Below are 19,925 nucleotides of genomic sequence, written 5' to 3'. Positions count from 1 at the left end.
AAACAAGATGCCCGATGATGCAATCTTGGGTTGTATCGATTCGAATCAGATCGATCGACGTACCGCTCGTCATTCCGGGGCAGGCCGAAGGCCCGAGCCCGGAACCGATAATTACGGGTCGAGGCAGATAGGCGCGACGACGACGGCGCCCTTTTCCGGCGACTTCGGTGGATATGGGTTCCGGGCTCGGCCCTTCGGGTCGCCCCGGAATGACAAGGGGGCTGAAGCCGCCTCTCCTGACAGCTCCTGTCACCAATCCGCCCCGCCATGCGCCCTGCCCCCTCGCGCGCGGGCCGCTTCCGCCCCATATTGGCGCCATGTCGAAAAGCCCCGATGCTCCCGCCAAGCCAAAGCCTGCGAAAAAGCCGGCCAGCGCCCGCACGCCCAATTCCAAGGCCTCGCGCCAGGAACTGAAGCCGCTGGAGGGCTATCTCGCCGATCTGCTCAACCCGGCGATCAATCGCGGCAATGCGGTGCCAGGCGGCGCGGCCGGCTTCTCCGACAAGCCGCAGGCCGGATACGAGGCGAAGCCGAGCTACGCCACGGAGCGGCCAGGCGGCGAGGAGAGGCCCAAGCGCAAGCTCACGAAAAGGGCCGATTCCGCCTTCGACGGGATCGAGGGCGAGACCGCGGCGAGCCTGACGGCGCAGTCGCTGCAGAGCCTGCTGGAGACCGGCAGCCCGTTCATCGACCCCGGCAAGGCCTGGACGCCGCATCGGCCGCCGCGCCCCGACAAATCCGAGGGCGGCATCCGCTTCCGCATGCAGGCCGAGTTCGAGCCGGCCGGCGACCAGCCGGTCGCGATCGCCGATCTCGTCGATGGCATCCGCCGGCAGGAGCGCGACCAGGTGCTGCTCGGCGTCACCGGCTCCGGAAAAACCTTCACCATGGCGCAGGTGATCGAGAAGACGCAGCGCCCGGCGCTGATCCTGGCGCCGAACAAGACGCTGGCGGCGCAGCTCTATGGCGAGTTCAAGAGCTTCTTTCCCGACAACGCGGTCGAGTATTTCGTCTCCTATTACGACTACTACCAGCCCGAGGCCTATGTGCCGCGCTCGGACACCTTCATCGAGAAGGAATCGTCCATCAACGAGCAGATCGACCGGATGCGCCATTCCGCCACGCGCTCGCTGCTGGAGCGCGACGACGTCATCATCGTGGCCTCGGTCTCCTGCATCTACGGCATCGGCTCGGTCGAGACCTATACGGCGATGACTTTTGGCATCAAGCTCGGCGAGCGCATCGAGCAGCGCCAGCTCATCGCCGATCTGGTGGCGCTGCAATACAAGCGCACCCAGCACGATTTTACGCGCGGCAGCTTCAGGGTCCGGGGCGACAACATCGAGCTGTTCCCGGCCCACTATGAAGACCGCGCCTGGCGCATCGGGCTGTTCGGCGACGAGGTCGAGAGCATCGCCGAGTTCGACCCGCTGACCGGGCAGAAGACGGCCGACCTGGAATTCGTGAAGGTCTACGGCAATTCGCACTACACCACGCCGCGCCCGACGCTGACTCAAGCCGTCAAGTCGATCAAGGAGGAGTTGCGCGGCCGGCTCGACGAGCTCAACCGCATGGGCCGCTTCCTGGAGGCGCAGCGGCTCGACCAGCGCTGCACCTTCGACATCGAGATGATCGAGGCGACCGGCTCCTGCAACGGCATCGAGAACTATTCGCGCTATCTGACCGGCCGCAAGCCGGGCGAGCCGCCGCCGACTTTGTTCGAATATCTTCCCGACAATGCTCTCGTTTTCACCGACGAAAGCCATGTCACCGTCCCGCAGATCGGCGGCATGTATCGCGGCGACTTTCGGCGCAAGGCGACGCTGGCCGAATACGGCTTCCGCCTGCCCTCCTGCATGGACAACCGGCCGCTGCGCTTCGAGGAATGGGACGCGATGCGCCCGCAATCGGTGCATGTCTCGGCCACGCCCGGCTCCTGGGAGATGGAGCGCACCGGCGGCGTCTTCACCGAGCAGGTCATCCGCCCCACGGGGCTGATCGACCCGCCCGTCGAGATCAGGCCGGCCAAGCACCAGGTCGCCGACCTGCTCGACGAGATCAAGGAGGTCACCGCCAAGGGCTATCGCTCGCTGGTCACGGTGCTGACCAAGCGCATGGCCGAGGACCTGACCGAGTATCTCCACGAGAACGGCACGCGGGTGCGCTACATGCACTCGGACATCGACACGATCGAGCGCATCGAGATTCTTCGCGACCTGCGGCTCGGCGCCTTCGACGTGCTGGTCGGCATCAACCTGCTGCGCGAGGGCCTCGACATCCCCGAATGCGGCTTCGTCGCCATTCTCGACGCCGACAAGGAGGGGTTCCTGCGCTCAGAAACCTCGCTGATCCAGACCATCGGCCGCGCCGCGCGCAATGTCGACGGCAAGGTCATCCTCTATGCCGACCACATCACCGGTTCGATGGAGCGGGCGATGGCCGAGACCTCGCGCCGCCGCGAGAAGCAGGAGGCCTACAACGCCGCCCACGGCATCACGCCGCAGACGATCAAGCGCGCCATCGGCGACATTCTCGGCTCGGTCTATGAGCGCGACCACGTCACGGTCGATGCCGGGCTGAGCACGCCGGCCGCCGGCCACAACTTCAAGGCGGCGCTGGCCGACCTCGAAAAGCGCATGCGCGAAGCCGCCGCCGACCTCGAATTCGAGACCGCCGCGCGCCTGCGCGACGAGATCAAGCGCCTGCAGGCGACCGAGCTGGCGATCTCCGACGACCCGCTGGCGCGGCAGGGCGACGTCGAGGCGTCGGCCGGGCGCTACAAGGGCGAGCGCGCCTATGGCGCCAGCGCCAACCTGCCGACGCGGGCGCGCAAGCCGACCGACGCGGATATGGGGCCGCATAATTTCGGTGGGGGGGAGGGCCGGCCGGTGGCGAAGGGCGCGCGGCCGAAGAAGCCGGGGCTGGATGAGATGGGGCCGCGGGTGGAGGCAAGGCCGGTGGGGGCTGGGGAGGAGCGGGGGAAGCGGCGGGGGAGGAGGTAGCGGCAGGGAGAAGGTTAAGCGCGACCATCCGATACCGATCTAAGCGCCGTTCTTTGCCCATTTTGCAATTATCTGATCGACTGGCCTGTCATAAGAAAATCTGCTTATAAAGACCCTCCGCTCATCTCGAGGAAAATCATGCATACAGAATAAGAATGACATCTTCAGCCACTTATCCATTCCCTCAAAATCTTCTTTCATTTCCCTGAGCCAGTCGATTGCTTCGTTTTGTTTTGCTGCCAAAACTATTTCCCTTTTGGCGAATGAACTAGACGAGTTGTACATTTTGGCTATTTTATTGAAATGATTTATATATCTATTTTTTGAGAACAAATTTAATATAGACATTTTAAAATATTCGTTTTCAATAATTTCATCCTTTTTAAGCAATTCTATTAGCTTTGAACCAATATCTTTCCATTGAGATTGCTCAATGGATTGCACTGATCCAAGATATGAGCAGATTCCTGCAAAGCATGGTGTCAGTCTATCAATGTTATCGAGGGTGGCAGATATAGCCCCTGGATGGCCGATTTGAGAAATTCGCCTATAAAACCAGCGGAGCCTTATATAATCTACTTCATCTTGATTTAGGTATTCATATATTATATTTGTAAGCGTTTCCTCAGATATTGACGCCCAGTCACTCTCGCTGATCGAATTAAACGTTATTATTGCATATGGATTACCACGTGAATATTTTGATATTATTTTCAATAACCCATCTTCGTCTGAATTTATAGGCCTGTCTTCAATCATTTCATTTGAAAATTCAATAAATTTTTCGTACTCATATATTTTTGTCTTGTGTCTTTGCAATGTAAGTCTTTGCTGTTTATCTAGTATTTGCGCCACAGTTCCTATAGCCCTTTGAGCCGACTTACTATCTTTACAGAAGATTATTATATCATCAGCGTATCTTATAAATTCCAACCCCGACGTAAGCATGCTGTTATCTACCGGAATCAGTGAGGCTTCCGCTATCAAATGAGCAGCGTGCGGCCCGATCGGCACCCCCCTTGATACGCCTGCTGTGGTTGATTCTAGTAGATTAATCACCCACTTAATAGCTTGATTGGGCAGGCCCGAGGCTATAAGTTGATTTTCTACGGCGTGATGATATATTTGATTATAGAAATCCGATATATCGCAATATAGAATAAATCTATTATCGAATGAACGCCTTTGCGATTGCGTCCAGAAATCATTCCAAGCAGATCCTGATCTATATAATCCGAAATCCGACGTTGGTAAAAATCTATAACTAAATACAATTCCTTCGCGAAGCCGCCTCGCTTCAATATTATTTCCATATTGGAATATCAATGCAGATAGTATTATCGTATCCTGAAGATCAAGTTGGGTTGCTTGCCGATAGGAGATTTCGTCTTTTGGGACAATAAATCTCCGATGCGCGCCGGTTGCAAGTTGCGCGAGCGGTTTATTTGCGATCTCGTTAGCAAGTTCTCTCTTATTTGCTAAAAGAGCGGACATTTCTGCGATTCGAGGGAAAAGATCGCCGTCAGAATGATCTGCGACGAATTGAATCGCCCATTCGAGTGACTGAACGGTCAACGTCAACGTTGTGCCCCCAAAATAAAAACTGTGCGCCCTCCGAAGCTAGGTTGCGTAGGCGGCAAACGCAATTCGCCATAGCAGGGTTAGACGCGGCAACTGAACCAGCGAGACGCTGAGCTCTCCACAGCGCGCCGTAAGCCCTCAGCGCCTCATGCGGACAACGTTCATCCCCTCCCCCTTGTAAGAGAGGGGGCCCCGCGCTTCCTCTTCGAGCGGACGGATGACATTAATCCCCGGCATCCACACTGCATCCATAATCCCACCACCTCATCCCCGAGGGGCAGCCATCCGGAGGTGTGCCGTTGGTGGGGGTGGGGGCGGCGCCTGCGGGTGGAGTCACGATCCACTTCCGGGAGGCTTCGGGGCACCGCCCTGGGGGTACTACGGCCCCTGTGCGAGGAGCTCGCTATAAGGATGACGGGACGACGAACTGCCGGCAAAGGTCGCGACAAGCCTCAGGCGAACTGGCGCCCGAGCTTTCAGATCGAAACCCCGAAATCCCGATAAGCGCGGCCCGGAGTCGTCAAATCGCCGACGAGCGGAGCGCCACGGGGCGTGCGGAGGGTGGCTCAATCCCTCCGCGCCGCTTCTGGTTCAACGAAGCGGCCCTATAACCCCGCGCCTCGCGGCGCTCCGCTCGCCCCTCATGATCAACCGACGCGCAGCAGCGCGGGCGGGGGTTCTGGCGCGCTCTCCCCCGAGCCGAGGAAGATCAGCACCAGCACGATCTGCTTGAGGCTCCAGTTCAGCCGGCCGAGCGCCTCGGCGACCGTCTCCGCCGGGTCCTCGGGCGCAGGCGGCGCGACCGGGGCGGGCGGCGTGGTGGAACGATACGCTCTCCCTCTGGTTCATCATGACCAGGTGGAGCGCTGCCGGGTCCCGGACTCGCTCCCGCGTTAGCATCTCAGCTTTTGCTGCGCTTCACGTCTGGTCGGATCACCTGATTTTAGGAGACACTGATGCAGCTACCACATGGTGCCGTTGTCGCGCTGATCGACGGGAAGCATTTCGAGCTTCATCGGAACAGCGGGGACGAAGCGAGCCCGGTTCTCTCTTCGATACCGACGCCCAATCTGGACGAGAGCAACAAGGGAGGCGGAGCGGGACGAGACTCCAGTTCCGCGAATCCAACAGGACATCAGATCGATGAAGATGCCCACGCCGCCGCGGCGACCGAATGGCTCAATCAGCAGGTGCTCGGGCACAAAATCGAGAAGCTGGTGATCGTGGCCTCGCCTCGGACACTGGGCGAGATGCGTCTGCATTATCACAAACAGCTTGAAGTCGCGCTTGTGGCGGACCTGTCCAAGGATCTTATCGGGACAAGTGGCCCGGATCTGGTCGCGGCTCTGCAAGCCGCATAACAGGCGACGAACGGCGTCGGCGCGACATTTCGATCGCGTCGACGCTCACCCGAACAGCTCCTGCTCGTCATAGCGCTTCGAGGGTGCGCACCGCAGTTCGGATCGCTTCCTTCTCCGATCTCAAGACACCGGCCATGGGAGCTCGCGGGTGACCGGACGGGATACCCTGAACCGACTGAGCGACCTTCACGCGAGCGGGCAGGTTTTTGGCAGACAGATGACTCCAGAGTTCGCAAAGCGCCGCATTGATCGCAAGCGCGCGGGAGCGGTCTCCCTCTTTGACGCTGCGCCACAATTTGACGTTCGCGCCGGGCGCTGCGCTCGCAATCGCGGCAATCGAGCCCGCGACCTGAAGGTCGTAGCAGCTCATCAATGAGCCATCGATCGCACCGAACACGCGCTCCGCGCCCACCAGGCGCACGAGGTCCGCGAACCCGCCGAGATCCTTGTCGCTCTGCTTGACGGCGCGAACGCTGGGGACGGAGGTCATGATCCGTGCCGCCAGGTCAGGCCGAATTTGAGCCCAGGCGATCACGTTGTAGACGACGATCGGCAGGTGGGTCGCGGCGGCGACATCAGCGTAGAAGGAAACCATGCCGTCGTCGTCGGGCGCGAAGATGTAGTGGGGCGGCGCGACCTGAAGTCCGGCAAGCGGCAGTTCGGACAACAGGCGGGCGCGCTGCGTCGCGGCACGACTGCTGTCGGCCATGATGCTCGTCATGACCGGCACGCGGCCAGCGGTGATGTCGAGAGCCAGTGCGGACAGGTCCAGGACTTCGCGCTCGTCCAGGGCGAAGCCTTCTCCGGTGCTGCCGCCGACGACCAGCCCGTCGACGCCCTCATCGAGCATCCATTCGACCTGTCGGACGAAAGCCGGGCGGTCGATCTCGCCGGCGGCGTCGAAAGGCGTCGTCAACGGGACGACGATGCCCCGCACATCGAAAGGCGTCACCGAGACCTCCCGACTGCCGTGGGTTCGTAGCCGAGCTGACGCGACAGCTGGACCGCCGTCGCAGTCACGAGTTCGGCTAGCGCCGGCACGCGTTGACGTGTGACGCGATCCATCGGCCCCGTCACGCTGACCGCCGCGAAGACGTGGCCCGACGCATTGCGAATCGGCGCAGCGACACAGCGCACCGTCGGCTGGTGCTCGCCTTCGTCGATCGAGTAGCCGCGCTGGCGCGTGTCGGCGAGGTCCTTCCGCAGCGCATCGGGGTCGGTCAGCGTGTTGGGCGTATAGGGCAGAAGCCCCTGCCTGATGACTTTTTCGATCGTCGTGGTCTCCTGGAACGCCAGCGCTGCCTTGCCCACTCCGGTGCAGTAGGACGGCGAGATCGACAGCGTCGTGGTCCAGTTCACACTGTTCCCGCCCGGCTCGCGATGCTCGACGATGACCATGTTGGTGCCGTCGAAAATGCACAGATGCGCGGATTCCCCGCTGATGTCGCCGAGCCGGTCGACGAGTGAGCGAGCCTCGCGGTGCAGGTCGAGATTGGCGAGCACGATACTGCCGAGCTCGAACAGGCGAATGCCCATCCGGTAGCGGTCGCGACCCTTATCCTGCTCCAGCAGCTTGACCTCGCGCAGGCTCGTCACCAGCCGATGCACGGTCGTCTTGGGCATTCGACAGCGTTCGGAAATTTCGCTGAGGCTGAGCGAGCGATCGTAGCGCGAGAAGCAGTCCAGCACCGCCATGGCCTTGTGCATCGATTTCAGCGAGCCGCGTGTGTCGGCGCTCTCCGAGGAGGCGCCAGCGTCCTCGTCGCTAATGGCCGCTTGGGCTTTCATTCGGTCTCCCTCGCCATGCACCGGACGCGTCGGACGGCACCATAATCGCTGGCCCCCGAAATGAGAATCAGAATTGACATCCGCATTCCGGAACAGCTAATTTGGATCAAATTCCGGAATACGGAATAATAATCCGATTTGGAAACGCCTTCTTGATGACCATCAGCTGGATTGGCCCTGCGGCCCGTCCGTGCCCGACTGCGCGGACCTGGCACGGCGGAGGCATGCGATGACCTCGGTGCTCTGCGTCGGCATTGCCGTCTATGACGAGATCTTCGCGCTGCCGGCCTTCCCGACCAGGCCGACCAAGATCTTCGCCTCCGACTTTGCCTCGGCCGCCGGCGGCCCGGCCGCGAATGCGGCGATCACCATAGCCAGGCAAGGCGGAACCGCAGCGCTCTGGGCCCGTATCGGCAACGACATGCAGGGCGAGCGCATCGTCGCGGATCTGATCCGCAGCGATGTCGACGTCTCCCGGATCCGGCGCGTCGACGATGCGCGCTCCGGCATTTCGGCGGTGGGCGTGACGCAGGACGGCGAGCGCATGCTGCTCGTCTTCGCCGATCCCAATCTCGATACGGACGCCTCCTGGCTGCCCTTCGACGACATCAAAGGCTATGACGCCGTCCTCGCCGATGTGCGCTGGCCGATGGCGGCACTTGCCGTGATCGAGCGCGCCAACGCGCTGGGCAAGCCGACGATCCTCGATGCCGACCTGACATCCGATCCCGCAGCACTCGCCGGCCTTGTGCCGCTGGCCTCTCACGTCGTGTTTTCCGAGCCCGCTCTCGCCCAAATGACGGGCGGCGGTGCTGACACGGAGGCCGCGCTACGCGGTCTTTATAGTGCCGGCGGCCATGTGCTGGTCGGCGTCACGCTCGGCGAAGGCGGTGCCTGCTGGATCGACGCCAACGGCTTCCAGCATGAACCTGGCCTGCCGATCCGTGCCATCGACACATTGGCGGCGGGGGATGTCTTTCACGGCGCCTTTGCACTTGCGATCGCCCGTGCGCTCCCGGCCCGCGAGGCCATGCGCTTCGCCAATCTCGTAGCCGCTGTGAAATGCACGCGATGGGGCGGGGGAGCGAGCATTCCGACCGCAGCCGAAGTCGCGAGCTTCGTCGCCACGCAAACCTCATCCATCACTCCCACCAAGGATTTCGCATGACCAGTTCCCTGTCGGCGGGCAAATATCGCTCGCTTCGCCGCCTCTCCGATGCGCAGGGTCGCTTCAAGATGATGGCGGCCGATCAGCGCCCGCCGATCATCAAGGCGATCGACCAGAAACTCGGCGCCGGCTCCGCCAGCTATGAGCGTGTCGGCGGCGTCAAGCGCGCCCTCGTCAAGGCGCTCGCGCCGACGAGCACCGCCGTGCTGATCGACCCCGACTATGGCTACAGCCTGGCCTTCGATGCCCTGCCTTCGGCGCCCGGCCTGCTGCTGACGCTCGAAAACTTCGCCTTCGAGGAAAGTCCCGGCGGCCGCAAGACCTTCGTGATGAAGGATTGGGGCGTCGACAAGATCAAACGGGCCGGCGCCGACGGCGTGAAGCTGCTGCTCTGGTACCGGCCCGACTGCGCGGCGGATGTGCGCGAGCATCAGCACAATCTCGTCCGTGAGGTTGGCGCGGCCTGCAAGGCCTATGATCTCGCCTTCCTGCTCGAGTTGCTGGTCTTCCCCTTCGCCGGAGCCGCCGACCACACCACCGACTACATCGAGCACAAGGACAAGCGTCCTGAACTCGTGTTGCAGAGCGTCCGCGATTTCGCTTCGCCGGACTATGGAGTCGACATCTACAAGCTCGAAAGCCCGCTGGCGGCCAGCAACCTCCCCGACCCGACCAGTGGCGGCACCGATGTTGCCGAAGCGCAGCGCTGGTTCGACGACATGGGCAAGCTGATCGACAAGCCCTGGGTCATGCTTTCAGCGGGCGCGGGCATGGAGGAATTCCGCCGCGTGTTGCACTATGCGTTCAAGGCGGGCGCCAATGGCTTCCTCGCGGGCCGCGCGATCTGGTGGCAGGCTTTCCTGCAGCATTATCCCGACCTCGCGGCGATGGAACATGCGCTCGCGACTGAGGGCGCGGGCTATCTCGCCGAGATCAACAAGATGACCGACGCCATGGCGCGTCCCTGGATGCAGAGCCCCGCCTTCGCGAAGGGGGCCACGCTCGACGATGCCGGGCAGACTTTCCCGAGCCGTTATCCCGCTTTCGCGTGAACGCGCACCACACAAGGAAAATACGATGATCAACGACCTCAAGGGCAAGCGCATTCTGGTGACGGGATCGAGCACCGGCATCGGCGCGGCCGTCGCGAAAGCCTATGCCGAACGCGGCGCGCATGTGGCGGTGCACTACAACCAGAGCAAGGATCCTGCCGAGGCTCTCATAGCCGAGATCAAGTCGGCCGGCGGCACTGCCATCCTCATCGGCGGCGACGTCTCCAGCTCAAAGGAGGCGATCCGAGTCGTCGAGGAGGCAGCTGCCGGGCTGGGCGGACTCGACGTGCTCGTCAACAATGCCGGTGCGCTGGTGAAGCGTGCGCCGCTCGACGAGCTCGACGACGAACTTTACGATCGTGTGCTCGATCTCAATGTCCGCTCGGTCGTCTTCGCTTCGCAGGCGGCAGCGCGGCATATGCGCAAGGCCGGCAAGGGCAGCATCATCAACACGAGCTCGGTTGCGGCCCGCAACGGCGGTGGCCCCGGGGCGCTGCTCTACGCCAGCGCCAAGGCCTTCGTCCTGAATGCGACCCGCAACCTCGCCAAGGAACTCGCCGGCGCGCATATCCGCGTCAACGGCGTCTCTCCCGGCGTCATCTCGACCCCGTTCCACGAACGCTATTCGACCCCGGAGCTCCTCGAGGGCATGCGCAAGACCATTCCGATGGCGGTGATCGGCACGCCGGAAGACTGCGTCGGGGCCTATCTCTTCTTCGCCTCGGACGCGCTCAGCGGCTACGTCACGGGCCAAGTGCTGGAAGTGAATGGCGGACAGTTCATGGCCTAGACCGCAATGCGCCTGAGGAAACCCAAGGACAGAGGGCAAAGCCCCGGACCATGAACTACGTTTTCGACTTCTCGTTCCTGCGCGACTATTGGCCGATGCTGGTGGAGGGCATGCTGCTCACCGTCCAGCTTGCGCTGATGGCGACAGTGTCGGGCTTCCTTCTCGGCACCGCCTGCGCGGTGGCCAGCACCAGCCGCTCGCGCATCCTGCGCGGGCTTGTCGGCCTCTATGTCGAGATCATCCGCAATACGCCGCTGCTCGTGCAGCTCTTCGTCGTCTTCTTCGGCCTGTCCTCGCTCGGGTTGAAGCTGTCGGCCACGACCTCGGCCGTGATCGGGCTGACGATCAATATCGGCGCCTATTCCAGCGAAATCATCCGCGCAGGCATCGAGTCGATCCATCGCGGCCAGATTGAGGCCGGCGACTGCCTGGCGCTGTCGCGCTGGCAGGTCCTCGCCGCGATCGTGCTGCCGACCGCGATCGAGAAGGTCTATCCGGCGCTGGCGAGCCAGTATGTCCTCTTGATGCTGGGCACCAGCATTGCCTCCCAGATCTCGGCCGAGGAGCTGACGGCTGCCGCCAGCCGCGTCCAGTCGGACACCTTCCGCCCGTTCGAGGTCTTCCTCGTCATCGCAGGCCTCTATCTTGGTCTGTCGTTCCTGATGCGCGGCCTGTTCTGGGCCGTGGGCCAGTTCGCTTTCGCGCGGCGCCGGCGGCTGGGAACACCGCTGTGATGGCCGCGCTGCTTGGCCTTTCTCCTGCGCACTGGAACGCGCTGCTCGACGGCCTGAGCTGGACGGTCTTCCTGTCGCTCGTCGGCTTCCTGGCCGGAGGCATCGTCGGTTTCGGCGTCGCGCTGGCGCGCATCTCGGACAATGCGATCATTCGCTGGGTCGCACTGATCTATGTCAATCTGATCCAGGGCACGCCCCTGCTTGTGCTCATGTTCGTGCTCTATTTCGGGCTGCCGATCCTGGGGCTGGAAATGCCGCCGCTCGCCGCGGCCTGCATCGCGATGACGCTGTTCTCGGCAGCTTATCTCGGCGAAATCTGGCGCGGCTGTCTTGAATCGGTGCCGCGCACGCAATGGGAGGCGGCGGACTGTCTGGCGCTGGCCCGCTGGGAGCGCATGCTGCTGGTCATCCTGCCGCAGGCTCTGCGCATCGCCACCCCGCCGACCGTCGGCTTCATGGTGCAGATCGTCAAGAACACGTCGATCGCTTCGGTCATCGGCATGGCCGAGATGACCTATATCGGCAAGCTCATCAACAACGCCACCTTCCAGCCCTTCCGGACCTATCTGGTGATCGCGGCACTCTATTTCGCGCTTTGCTATCCCTTGTCCTGGCTGAGCCGGCGGCTCGAGAGAAAACTCAATGTCGCCCATCGTTAGCTTTCGCGACGTCCACAAGAGCTTCGGCAGCGTTCCGGTGCTGAAGGGCGTCACCTTCGACATCGCCAAGGGCGAGGTCGTGGCCCTGATCGGGCGCAGCGGCTCGGGCAAGTCGACGGCGTTGCGCTGCATCGACCATCTGGAGACGATCAGCCAGGGCGAGATCACCGTCTGCGGCCACCGCGTCAGCGACCCGCGCATCGACCTGCGCAAGCTGCGCCAGGATGTCGGTATCGTCTTCCAGAGTTACAATCTCTTCCCGCATCTGACGGTCGAGCAGAACATCACGCTGGCGCCGCGCTGGGTAAAGAAGGCCGACAAGGCGAGCGCCCGCACGCTGGCCATGGAAGTGCTTGAACAGGTCGGTCTGGTCGAGAAGATCGACGCCTACCCCGAGCAGCTCTCGGGCGGCCAGCAGCAGCGCGTCGCCATTGCCCGTTCGCTCGCCATGCGCCCGCAGGTGATGCTCTTCGACGAGGTCACCTCTGCGCTCGATCCTGAACTGACCGGCGAGGTGCTGAAGGTCATCGAGGATCTGGCTCGAAAGGGCATGACGATGCTGCTGGTGACCCATGAAATGGCCTTCGCTGCGCGCATCGCCGACCGGATCATCTTCATGCATCAGGGCCAGATCCACGAAAGCGGCTCGCGCGAAATCCTGCGCGCGCCGACCACGCCGGAACTGAGGAATTTCGTCGGAGGGGGCCTTTAGCACCTCCAGCCGACCAAGGCCGCGCAACGACGGCTGTGTCCAACGATCCACAACAACAAACCGAGGAAACGCACGACCATGAACCGCCGCACAGCTAATTTTCTGTTTTCGGGCCTCGTCGGCCTGTCGCTCGCCGGCCTTGCCGTCGGCCCCGCTTTTGCCGATGGGCTCGACACGATCATGCAGCGCAAGAAGCTGATGGTCGCGATCGACCTCGGCAACCCACCGCACGGCATGATGGACAAGGACTTCAAGCCGACAGGCTCCGATGTCGAGACAGCCCATCTGCTCGCCAAGGATCTGGGCGTCGAGCTCGAGATCGTCCAGGTCTCGACCCCCAACCGCGTGCAGTTCCTGCTGACGAACAAGGCCGATGTCGTGATTTCCGCGCTCTCGATCACGGAAGAGCGCAAGAAGGTCATCGATTTCTCGACCGCCTATGCCGAGCTGCAATGCGTCGTCGCGGCGCCCAAGGCGATGAACATCGCCGCCTATGCCGATCTCGGCGGCAAGGGCGCGATCGCCGTCACGCGCGGCACGGTCAACGATCAGGAGCTGACGCGCGGCACCGCCAGCGTCAAGGACGTCAAGATCACGCGCTTCGAAGACGATCCGACCTCGACCGTCGGCATCACCTCGGGACAGCTCCAGATCTATGCCACCTCGCTGCCGCTGCTGAACCAGTTGCGCAAGGACAACCCATCGCTCGATCTGGACACCAAATTCGTGATGAAGGGGTTTCCGCTCGGTATCGCCTTCCGCAAGAACGAGCCCAAGCTCGCAGCAAAGCTGAACGAGTGGGTCACCGCCAATCTCAAGAACGGCAAGCTGGTCGAAATCTACGGGCGGTATCACGGCGTCAAACTGGTGCCCGAGGAACTGGCCGCGAAATCCTAACAATAATCAAAACATGCTGATCGCCCCGAGCCCAAAGCTCGGGGCAGACATGTTCTTGCCGACACAACAAAGCGTTGCCTACGCAAGGCAGTCGCGTTCAGCTTGGTGGCGCTTGGAAGTCATTCTCCTGGAGCTGGTCCGGCTGCGCCTGCGCGATCTCGTCCAGCATGTCGAGAAGGGCAAGAAGGCGATCGTCTATTCGGACTTCACTGATGAGATCGGCGAGGGTTCGAGCTTGAGCTGCCCCAGGTCGGCGAGGCCGACTTCGCGCGCTTCAAGGCCAAGGCGCGCCACGTCCTCAGGAAGCACGAGGACCACATCGTGCTGCAAAAGGTCCGCCATGGTCGCCCGCTGACGCCGACCGACCTGGCGGAGCTGGAGAAGATGCTGCTCGACGCCGGGATCGACGATGCAGTCGACATCACGCGCGCCAGGGAAACAAGCCAGGGCTTCGGCCGCTTCGTGCGCTCGCTGGTCGGGCTCGACCCGCAAGCCGTCAGTGCCGCCTTCAGCGAGTTCCTGGCGCCCGGCACCGCGACCACGGCGCAGATTAGAGTTCATCGGCATGATCATCGAGCACCTGACCTATCAGGGCACGATGGACCCCGGCCTGCTCTACGAGCGGCCCTTCATCGACCTCGCGCCGACCAAGCAGGTCTTTGAAGAACCGCGAATCGGCGGGATCTTTTCCGTGATCCGGGAGCTGAACGAGAGTGCTGTCGCGTAATGAGCCACAACCGCGGCGCGCCCGACACGATTCGAACGTGCGACCTGTGCCGCATTGGGCATGGCTCCCTCGAAAATCCCTCGTTGCCGATGGCCCGGCAATCGGCTATCCCACCTTCTGCGCAAGCGCCCGTAGCTCAGCTGGATAGAGCGTTGCCCTCCGAAGCTGGGTTATCGCCGCAGCCGCCTCTAAAATAGCCCTACATTTACAAGAACTTGAGCTTCGAATTCGCACGTGAAGTCCGATCACAACTCGGTCGGCACGACCGCGCCACGCTCAGCCTTGATCGCGGGCTCGAAAGGGCGAGAAAATCGGACGCAGCCGATCATCACGTGTCGGCTAAGTCATACCCGATCAGAGAACCTCGCGGACCCGCAGCAAGGTCGCATCCATGTGGAGCCCGATGATACGGCTCAGCTCAGCCCCATCGCGCTTCAGTAGCGCCGCCATCATCTCTTCGTGCTCGGCCACGGCGCCGGCCCATTTCACTGGCCCCTCGTTCCCGACAAAGCGGAGCCGCTTGATCCGCGATTGCAGGGTAGTGTGCATCTCCATCAGCGCGGCGTTGTCGGAAGCCGCCACGATGGCACTGTGGATGGCCTGGTTGAGCTTGAAGTATTCCAGCCGGTTGCGGCTCTCGTAGAGTGTCAGCATCTCCTTGTGGAGGGTGTGGATCGCCTCGATCGTCGCGTCGCTGGCCTCTGCGCAGGCGATTCGGCCGCCGAGCTGTTCCAGCGCCTTGAGGACTTCCAAGATGTCGGCCAAATCGCGAGCCGAGAAGCGACGCACGATCGCGCCCTTGGCCGGCAGGATCTCGACCAGCCCCTCGCTCGCGAGCGTCTTAATCGCCTCGCGCAGCGGCGTCCGCGAAACGCCAAGCTGCGCACCGACCACGCCCTCGTTGATGCGTTGCGTGGGGGCAAGCCGCCCCTCGATAATCATGTCGCGCAGGCGCTCCAGCACCTCGTCATGGAGGGTGCGGCGCATGATCCGGGGATAATCGATCGCAGGTTCGCTCATCGAAGTTCCATACGCCTATCGATGCGCCGGTTACGACACGCACACCTGGCACTGTCAAACCGCACGCGCCATTTCGGTGGCAAAAATCGCATCCTGCCGGTGGCGCATCGCCAACAGGCCGGAATCGCTGTTGATCTCGACATCGCCGAGGCTGACGGCGTCGCCAGCCCGCACGGCCCGCACGAGAGTTCGGTCGGCCACAAGATAGAAGGGAGCGGCGCGGTCGGGCGCGAGAGCTGAGGCTGGCCGGACTTCAGCACCGACATCGACGATGCTGTGATGATGACCGCCCATCGTCAGCACCGTGCCGGCGGCGAGGTCGCGCTGAGCCACGGCGACGAGATCTTGCCTGGGCCGATAATCATCGCCATAGCCGGAGCGGCCGAGCCCGACGGCATCGAGTATGGAGGTCGCGACTTCGACGCCAAGCAGATGGCGCGGGAGATAGAGCATCGCGGTCCTGGCCGATCGCCCGACGACGTGACCCTTGCCGGCCAGCATCTCCCAGGTCTCCGCATTGTCGCAGGCCACGACGATGAAAACACCCCCGGCGAAGCTCGCCTCCTCAGCGAGCCGCAGATGGTGGAACACGTCGATCCGTCGGCTGCCGGATATCAGTCCGCCTTCATGCGTAGCCGCGAACAGGTCGGCCAACTCCGGAATGCGCGCTGGTGGCGCGTGAAAGGTCGCGACATCGGCCGACAAGTCGAGCGCATTGGCGACCAGCGTCATCTCGCAGAGATCGGGCACGGCGCGCAGCGGAAAGACATGGCCCAGAATGCGAGCGCGCTCGGCGGCAGTGCCGACGACGGCGGATGGCTCGCCCCCAAGCCAATGCTGTCGCAGCTCAGGCAAGGTGTTGGTCACGCCGTTACAGGCGACGGAGCCCGTCGCGGGGTCGAAGACGAAGTCGTATTCGCTGGATTTGCCCGCGGCGATGATTTCGAGGCCGAGCACCTCGGCCCAACTTGCGAGAGCGATCAGCAAGCTGGGTTGGTCTCCGTCAACGGGCGTGAGCACAACGCCCTTCTCACGGGCAAGCCAGGCGAGGCCCGGACCGACGACGCTGTCGGCCTCCTTGGAGACGAGCGCGACATGGCGTCCGGCCTCGATCGCCATAAGGCTGTGCCGGGTCGCCGCTTCCGGGCTGCCTGTCGCCTCAGCCAGAAGCTGGAAGGGCAAAGCGATGACAGTCTCGAGCCGCCCCGAAGCGACGCATTTTCCGCTGTCCCAGGCGGCCCGCGCCTGAGCGGGCGTCTCACACAGAGAGATATCGGCCTTGCCGAATCCGGCTAACGCGAACGCATTCGCTGCTGCTTCCGCAGTGATATCGACGGCGATGCGCGCATTCACCAAAGGGATTTTCCGGGCCTGGGCGAGATAGCTGCGGCCGAAGCCGCCACTGCCAACGAGGCAGGTTTCAACAGGCTGCGCGATGCTCGCGTAATGCGCGTGAAAGTTCATCCTGTCCTCCGAAGCGGCGTTGTGACCCGGCGACTCTGCGCCTTGACCCATCTCTACACCACCCTGATTATGCTGCATACAGCATACTTGTGACGATCGAAGGCCTATGCTAACCAAAAGGTCTTGCGAGACGTCGAGGCGAGAACTCGGGACGCAATCTCGGGGCAAAAAGCGAGCAGGGCTATGGACAAGAGGACGCAAAGCGGATTGCCGGTGATTGCCGTCGCGATGGGCGATCCCTCGGGCATCAGCCCGGAATTAACCGCGCGCATCCTTGCCGAACCGGATCTGCGGCAGGCCGCCCGCTATGTCGTTTTCGGCGACGCGCGCCTGCTGGAATTGGGCATTGAGGACGGGGCAGTTGATCCGCTGGTTCGCGTCGTCCGCGATGGCGATGCGCTGCCGCTCGGCGACCAGCCCGTTTTCATCGATCTCGGCAATCATGATCCGGCCGATCTGCAGCGCGGCAAGGCGACATTCGCAGGCGGCAAGGCCGCAACCGAGAATTTCCGTCGTGCCCTGCAGTTCGCGGCTGCGGGCCAAGCCGATGCCGTCTTCTTTACGCCGTTCAACAAGGCGGCAATGCGCTTCGCCTATCCCGGCTATGACGACGAGATCCGCTTCGTGCGTGACGCCATAGGCTTCGAGGGCGCGGCAAGCGAGTTCAATATCCTCGACAAGCTCTGGAATGCGCGGGTGACCTCGCATATCCCGCTCTCCGAGGTGGCCGCCAACATCACACAGGAGCGCATTCTGCGGGCGCTGACGCTGGCCGACGCCAATCTGCGTCTCGCCGGCTTCAACCCGCCGCGCATCGCGGTTGCCGGCATCAATCCCCATGCCGGCGACGGCGGCAATTTCGGGCGCGACGAGATCGAGACCATCGAGCCGGCGGTCAGGGAGGCCAAGGCGAAGGGCTTTACGGTCGAGGGGCCGTTTCCGTCTGATACCGTGTTTCTGCGGGCCCGAAACGGCGATTTCGATGCCGTTCTGACGATGTATCATGATCAGGGCCAGATCGCCATGAAGCTGATCGGCTTCGACAGCGGCGTGACGCTAATCGGCGGCTTCCCGTTCCCGATCTGCACGCCTGCCCACGGCACGGCCTATGAGATCGCAGGCAAGGGAGTCGCCAATCTCGGTGCGACACGCGCCGCTCTCGCGCTAGCTATTAAGATGGCGCAGGACGGCAAGGCGAAGGCAAAAGCCGCCGCCTGACGCAGGGTTTCTTTCAAAGATCGCCAATCAAGAGCGGCTGCGAAATATCGATCATCCAGGGAGAAAAAGCATGAAGACCATCAGCATCACAGCCGCGCTCGCTGGAGCTCTCGCCATCGGCGGTGCCGGCAGCGCACAGGCCTGGCAGCCGACCAAGCCGGTCGAATTCGTCGTCACCTCCGGCGCCGGTGGCGGCACCGACAACTTTGCCCGCATGATCCAGTCGATCATCAGCAAGCACAAGCTGATCGACCAGCCGATCGTCGTCGTGAACAAGGGCGGCGGCTCGGGCGCGGAGGGCTATGTCTACGGCAAGGGCGCCAAGGGCGATCCCAACCGCGTCATCTTCGGCACCAACAACGCCTATCTGCTGCCCTATGTCGCCAAGCTCGGCTACAAGTATACCGACCTGACCCCAGTCGCTGGGTTGGCGCTCGATGAGTTCCTGCTGTGGGTCAAGGGCGATGCGCCCTTTACGGATGCCAAGAGCTATCTCGAGGCTGTGAAGGCTAAGCCAATGGGCTTCAAGATGGGTGGCAGCCAGTCGAAGGACACCGACCAGACGCTTACTTCGATGATCCAGGACGCGGCCGGCGTGAAATGGATCTATATCCCGTTCCAGGGCGGTAGCGCGGCGGCCGTGCAGCTCGCCGGGGGTCATATCGACTCCAACGTCAACAACCCCAACGAAAACATCGGCCAGTGGAAGGCCGGGCAGGTCAAGCCGCTCTGCGTCTTTTCGCCGGTGCGCCTCGCCAAGAGCGATCCGGTCTTCGAGGGCAAGGGCTGGGGCGACATCCCGACCTGCAAGGAGGCCGGCCTGCCGCTCGAAACCTTCCAGATGCCGCGCACCGTCTGGCTGCCGGCCGAGGTGCCCACTGACGCGGTCGCCTTCTACGCCGATGTGCTGGAGAAGGTCTCGAAGACGCCGGAATGGCAGGAGTTCGTCGCACGCACCGCGCAGACGGCGAAGTTCATGAAGGGCCAGGAACTTGCCGATTTCGTCGCCAAAGACGACGCCGCCAATAAGAAGGTCTTTGAGAACGAAGGCTGGGTCGCGAAGTAGACCCTTCATGCGCTGCGTCATTCCAGACAAGCTGCGAAGCGAAACCGAACCGAAATCCATCGGACGCCGGTCCTGGGAAGGATTGCTCCGTGATGGAACCCGGATTTCCGCTGCGCTGCGTCCGGGATGACGTTGTGTTTCAACGGCAATGCGACAACGAGGAATTGGGTCGATGATCACCCGCTTCTGGGCCGAGATCGTCACTGCACTGGCGACGCTGGCCTTCGGACTTGTCATCGTCAAGGGCGCGCTCGAATTCGGCATCGGCTGGGATTCGGCCGGCCCGCAGCCGGGCGCCTTTCCGTTCTACACGGGAGGGCTGGTCGCGCTAGCGAGTCTCGGAACGCTGGCTTTTACTGCAGCAAGGCGCCTTGCCGACGCCGAGTGGCTTACCGAGGCTTTCCTCGACCGCGAGCGCGGCATGCGGGTGCTTTCCTTCCTGCTGCCGCTCACAGCCTTCGTCGTGCTCAGCGCCACGCTTGGCATGTATGTCGCGACGATCCTCTATCTTGTTTTCACGATGCGCTTTCAAGGTCATTACGGCTGGCTCGGCACGCTGGCGACAGCGCTTGGAACGGCAGCCTTCTTCTATCTCGCGCTCGAGAAATTCTTTCAGATCAGCCTGCTCAAGGGGCCGCTCGAGCCTCTTCTTGGCCTGTGACCGGACTGCAACGCGAAACGGTGCC

At 62.4% G+C, this 19,925-nt stretch carries 18 protein-coding genes and 1 pseudogene; 14 read left to right on the top strand and 5 right to left on the bottom strand.

The window, feature by feature from the left end; all coding sequences use genetic code 11:
• Positions 1-317 precede the first annotated feature (317 nt).
• Entirely contained in the window at positions 318-3,002 is a 2,685-nt protein-coding gene (gene uvrB, locus AXW83_RS21400; protein ID WP_082767306.1) for an excinuclease ABC subunit UvrB, read from the top strand.
• 39 nt (positions 3,003-3,041) lie between these two features.
• On the opposite strand, the gene AXW83_RS26775 is transcribed toward uvrB, so the two are convergent.
• Positions 3,042-4,583 (bottom strand): RNA-directed DNA polymerase, encoded by a 1,542-nt coding sequence (locus tag AXW83_RS26775; RefSeq protein ID WP_082767305.1) that lies wholly within the window; start codon positions 4,581-4,583, stop codon positions 3,042-3,044.
• Between the two features lie 956 nt (positions 4,584-5,539).
• On the opposite strand from AXW83_RS26775, the gene AXW83_RS21395 reads away from it, so the two are divergent.
• On the top strand, positions 5,540-5,944 hold the full coding sequence (locus AXW83_RS21395; protein ID WP_066617047.1) for a baeRF12 domain-containing protein: 405 nt from the start codon (positions 5,540-5,542) through the stop codon (positions 5,942-5,944).
• A 67-nt stretch (positions 5,945-6,011) separates the two neighbouring features.
• Here AXW83_RS21395 and AXW83_RS21390 read toward each other — a convergent pair whose 3' ends face one another.
• Both AXW83_RS21390 and AXW83_RS21385 read right to left on the bottom strand, forming a co-directional pair.
• Positions 6,012-6,860 carry a dihydrodipicolinate synthase family protein gene (locus AXW83_RS21390; protein ID WP_168166129.1) on the bottom strand — a complete coding sequence of 283 codons (849 nt, stop codon included), beginning with the start codon at positions 6,858-6,860 and terminating at the stop codon, positions 6,012-6,014.
• Positions 6,861-6,892: 32 nt separating this feature from the next.
• Positions 6,893-7,732, bottom strand: coding sequence for an IclR family transcriptional regulator (locus AXW83_RS21385; protein WP_082767304.1), 840 nt, complete (start codon positions 7,730-7,732; stop codon positions 6,893-6,895).
• Positions 7,733-7,961: 229 nt separating this feature from the next.
• On the opposite strand from AXW83_RS21385, the gene AXW83_RS21380 reads away from it, so the two are divergent.
• From AXW83_RS21380 to AXW83_RS27895, 9 genes and pseudogenes are all read left to right on the top strand, one after another.
• On the top strand, positions 7,962-8,900 hold the full coding sequence (locus tag AXW83_RS21380; RefSeq protein ID WP_066617041.1) for a PfkB family carbohydrate kinase: 939 nt from the start codon (positions 7,962-7,964) through the stop codon (positions 8,898-8,900).
• Entirely contained in the window at positions 8,897-9,952 is a 1,056-nt protein-coding gene (locus tag AXW83_RS21375; RefSeq protein ID WP_066617038.1) for a tagatose 1,6-diphosphate aldolase, read from the top strand. Before AXW83_RS21380 ends, AXW83_RS21375 begins: the two co-directional genes overlap by 4 nt.
• Before the next feature lie 25 nt (positions 9,953-9,977).
• Positions 9,978-10,742, top strand: coding sequence for an SDR family NAD(P)-dependent oxidoreductase (locus tag AXW83_RS21370; protein WP_082767303.1), 765 nt, complete (start codon positions 9,978-9,980; stop codon positions 10,740-10,742).
• Between the two features lie 50 nt (positions 10,743-10,792).
• Positions 10,793-11,476 (top strand): amino acid ABC transporter permease, encoded by a 684-nt coding sequence (locus tag AXW83_RS21365; protein WP_066617036.1) that lies wholly within the window; start codon positions 10,793-10,795, stop codon positions 11,474-11,476.
• Positions 11,476-12,135: an amino acid ABC transporter permease gene (locus AXW83_RS21360; protein ID WP_066617034.1), complete on the top strand. Its 660-nt coding sequence runs from the start codon at positions 11,476-11,478 to the stop codon at positions 12,133-12,135. Before AXW83_RS21365 ends, AXW83_RS21360 begins: the two co-directional genes overlap by 1 nt.
• The gene (locus AXW83_RS21355) at positions 12,119-12,847 is read left to right on the top strand and encodes an amino acid ABC transporter ATP-binding protein (RefSeq protein ID WP_066617032.1); all 729 of its coding nucleotides are present in this window, start codon (positions 12,119-12,121) and stop codon (positions 12,845-12,847) included. Before AXW83_RS21360 ends, AXW83_RS21355 begins: the two co-directional genes overlap by 17 nt.
• Before the next feature lie 78 nt (positions 12,848-12,925).
• Positions 12,926-13,744, top strand: coding sequence for a transporter substrate-binding domain-containing protein (locus AXW83_RS21350; RefSeq protein ID WP_066617029.1), 819 nt, complete (start codon positions 12,926-12,928; stop codon positions 13,742-13,744).
• 321 nt (positions 13,745-14,065) lie between these two features.
• A pseudogene (locus AXW83_RS27900) lies at positions 14,066-14,239 on the top strand (hypothetical protein); the annotation flags it as partial.
• Between the two features lie 70 nt (positions 14,240-14,309).
• The gene (locus AXW83_RS27895; RefSeq protein WP_236841999.1) at positions 14,310-14,471 is read left to right on the top strand and encodes a hypothetical protein; all 162 of its coding nucleotides are present in this window, start codon (positions 14,310-14,312) and stop codon (positions 14,469-14,471) included.
• 354 nt (positions 14,472-14,825) lie between these two features.
• On the opposite strand, the gene AXW83_RS21340 is transcribed toward AXW83_RS27895, so the two are convergent.
• Both AXW83_RS21340 and AXW83_RS21335 read right to left on the bottom strand, forming a co-directional pair.
• Positions 14,826-15,491, bottom strand: coding sequence for a GntR family transcriptional regulator (locus tag AXW83_RS21340; protein WP_066617023.1), 666 nt, complete (start codon positions 15,489-15,491; stop codon positions 14,826-14,828).
• Positions 15,492-15,545: 54 nt separating this feature from the next.
• Positions 15,546-16,955, bottom strand: coding sequence for a flagellar biosynthesis protein FlgA (locus AXW83_RS21335; protein WP_066617014.1), 1,410 nt, complete (start codon positions 16,953-16,955; stop codon positions 15,546-15,548).
• 183 nt (positions 16,956-17,138) lie between these two features.
• Between AXW83_RS21335 and AXW83_RS21330 the strand changes: the two genes are divergently transcribed.
• The 3 genes from AXW83_RS21330 to AXW83_RS21320 all read left to right on the top strand — a co-directional run bounded on the left by AXW83_RS21330 (position 17,139) and on the right by AXW83_RS21320 (position 19,900).
• Positions 17,139-18,173, top strand: a complete 1,035-nt coding sequence (locus AXW83_RS21330) for a 4-hydroxythreonine-4-phosphate dehydrogenase PdxA (protein ID WP_066617012.1) — start codon at positions 17,139-17,141, stop codon at positions 18,171-18,173.
• A 70-nt stretch (positions 18,174-18,243) separates the two neighbouring features.
• Complete coding sequence (locus AXW83_RS21325) at positions 18,244-19,239, top strand: tripartite tricarboxylate transporter substrate binding protein (RefSeq protein WP_066617010.1); 996 nt, start codon at positions 18,244-18,246, stop codon at positions 19,237-19,239.
• Positions 19,240-19,411: 172 nt separating this feature from the next.
• The gene (locus AXW83_RS21320; RefSeq protein WP_066617006.1) at positions 19,412-19,900 is read left to right on the top strand and encodes a tripartite tricarboxylate transporter TctB family protein; all 489 of its coding nucleotides are present in this window, start codon (positions 19,412-19,414) and stop codon (positions 19,898-19,900) included.
• Positions 19,901-19,925: the final 25 nt, after the last annotated feature.

It is taken from the genome of Bosea sp. PAMC 26642, assembly GCF_001562255.1.
Classification (GTDB): domain Bacteria; phylum Pseudomonadota; class Alphaproteobacteria; order Rhizobiales; family Beijerinckiaceae; genus Allobosea.
The sequence above is the reverse complement of the archived record's forward strand: the minus strand, read 5'-3'. Positions and strand labels throughout refer to the sequence as shown.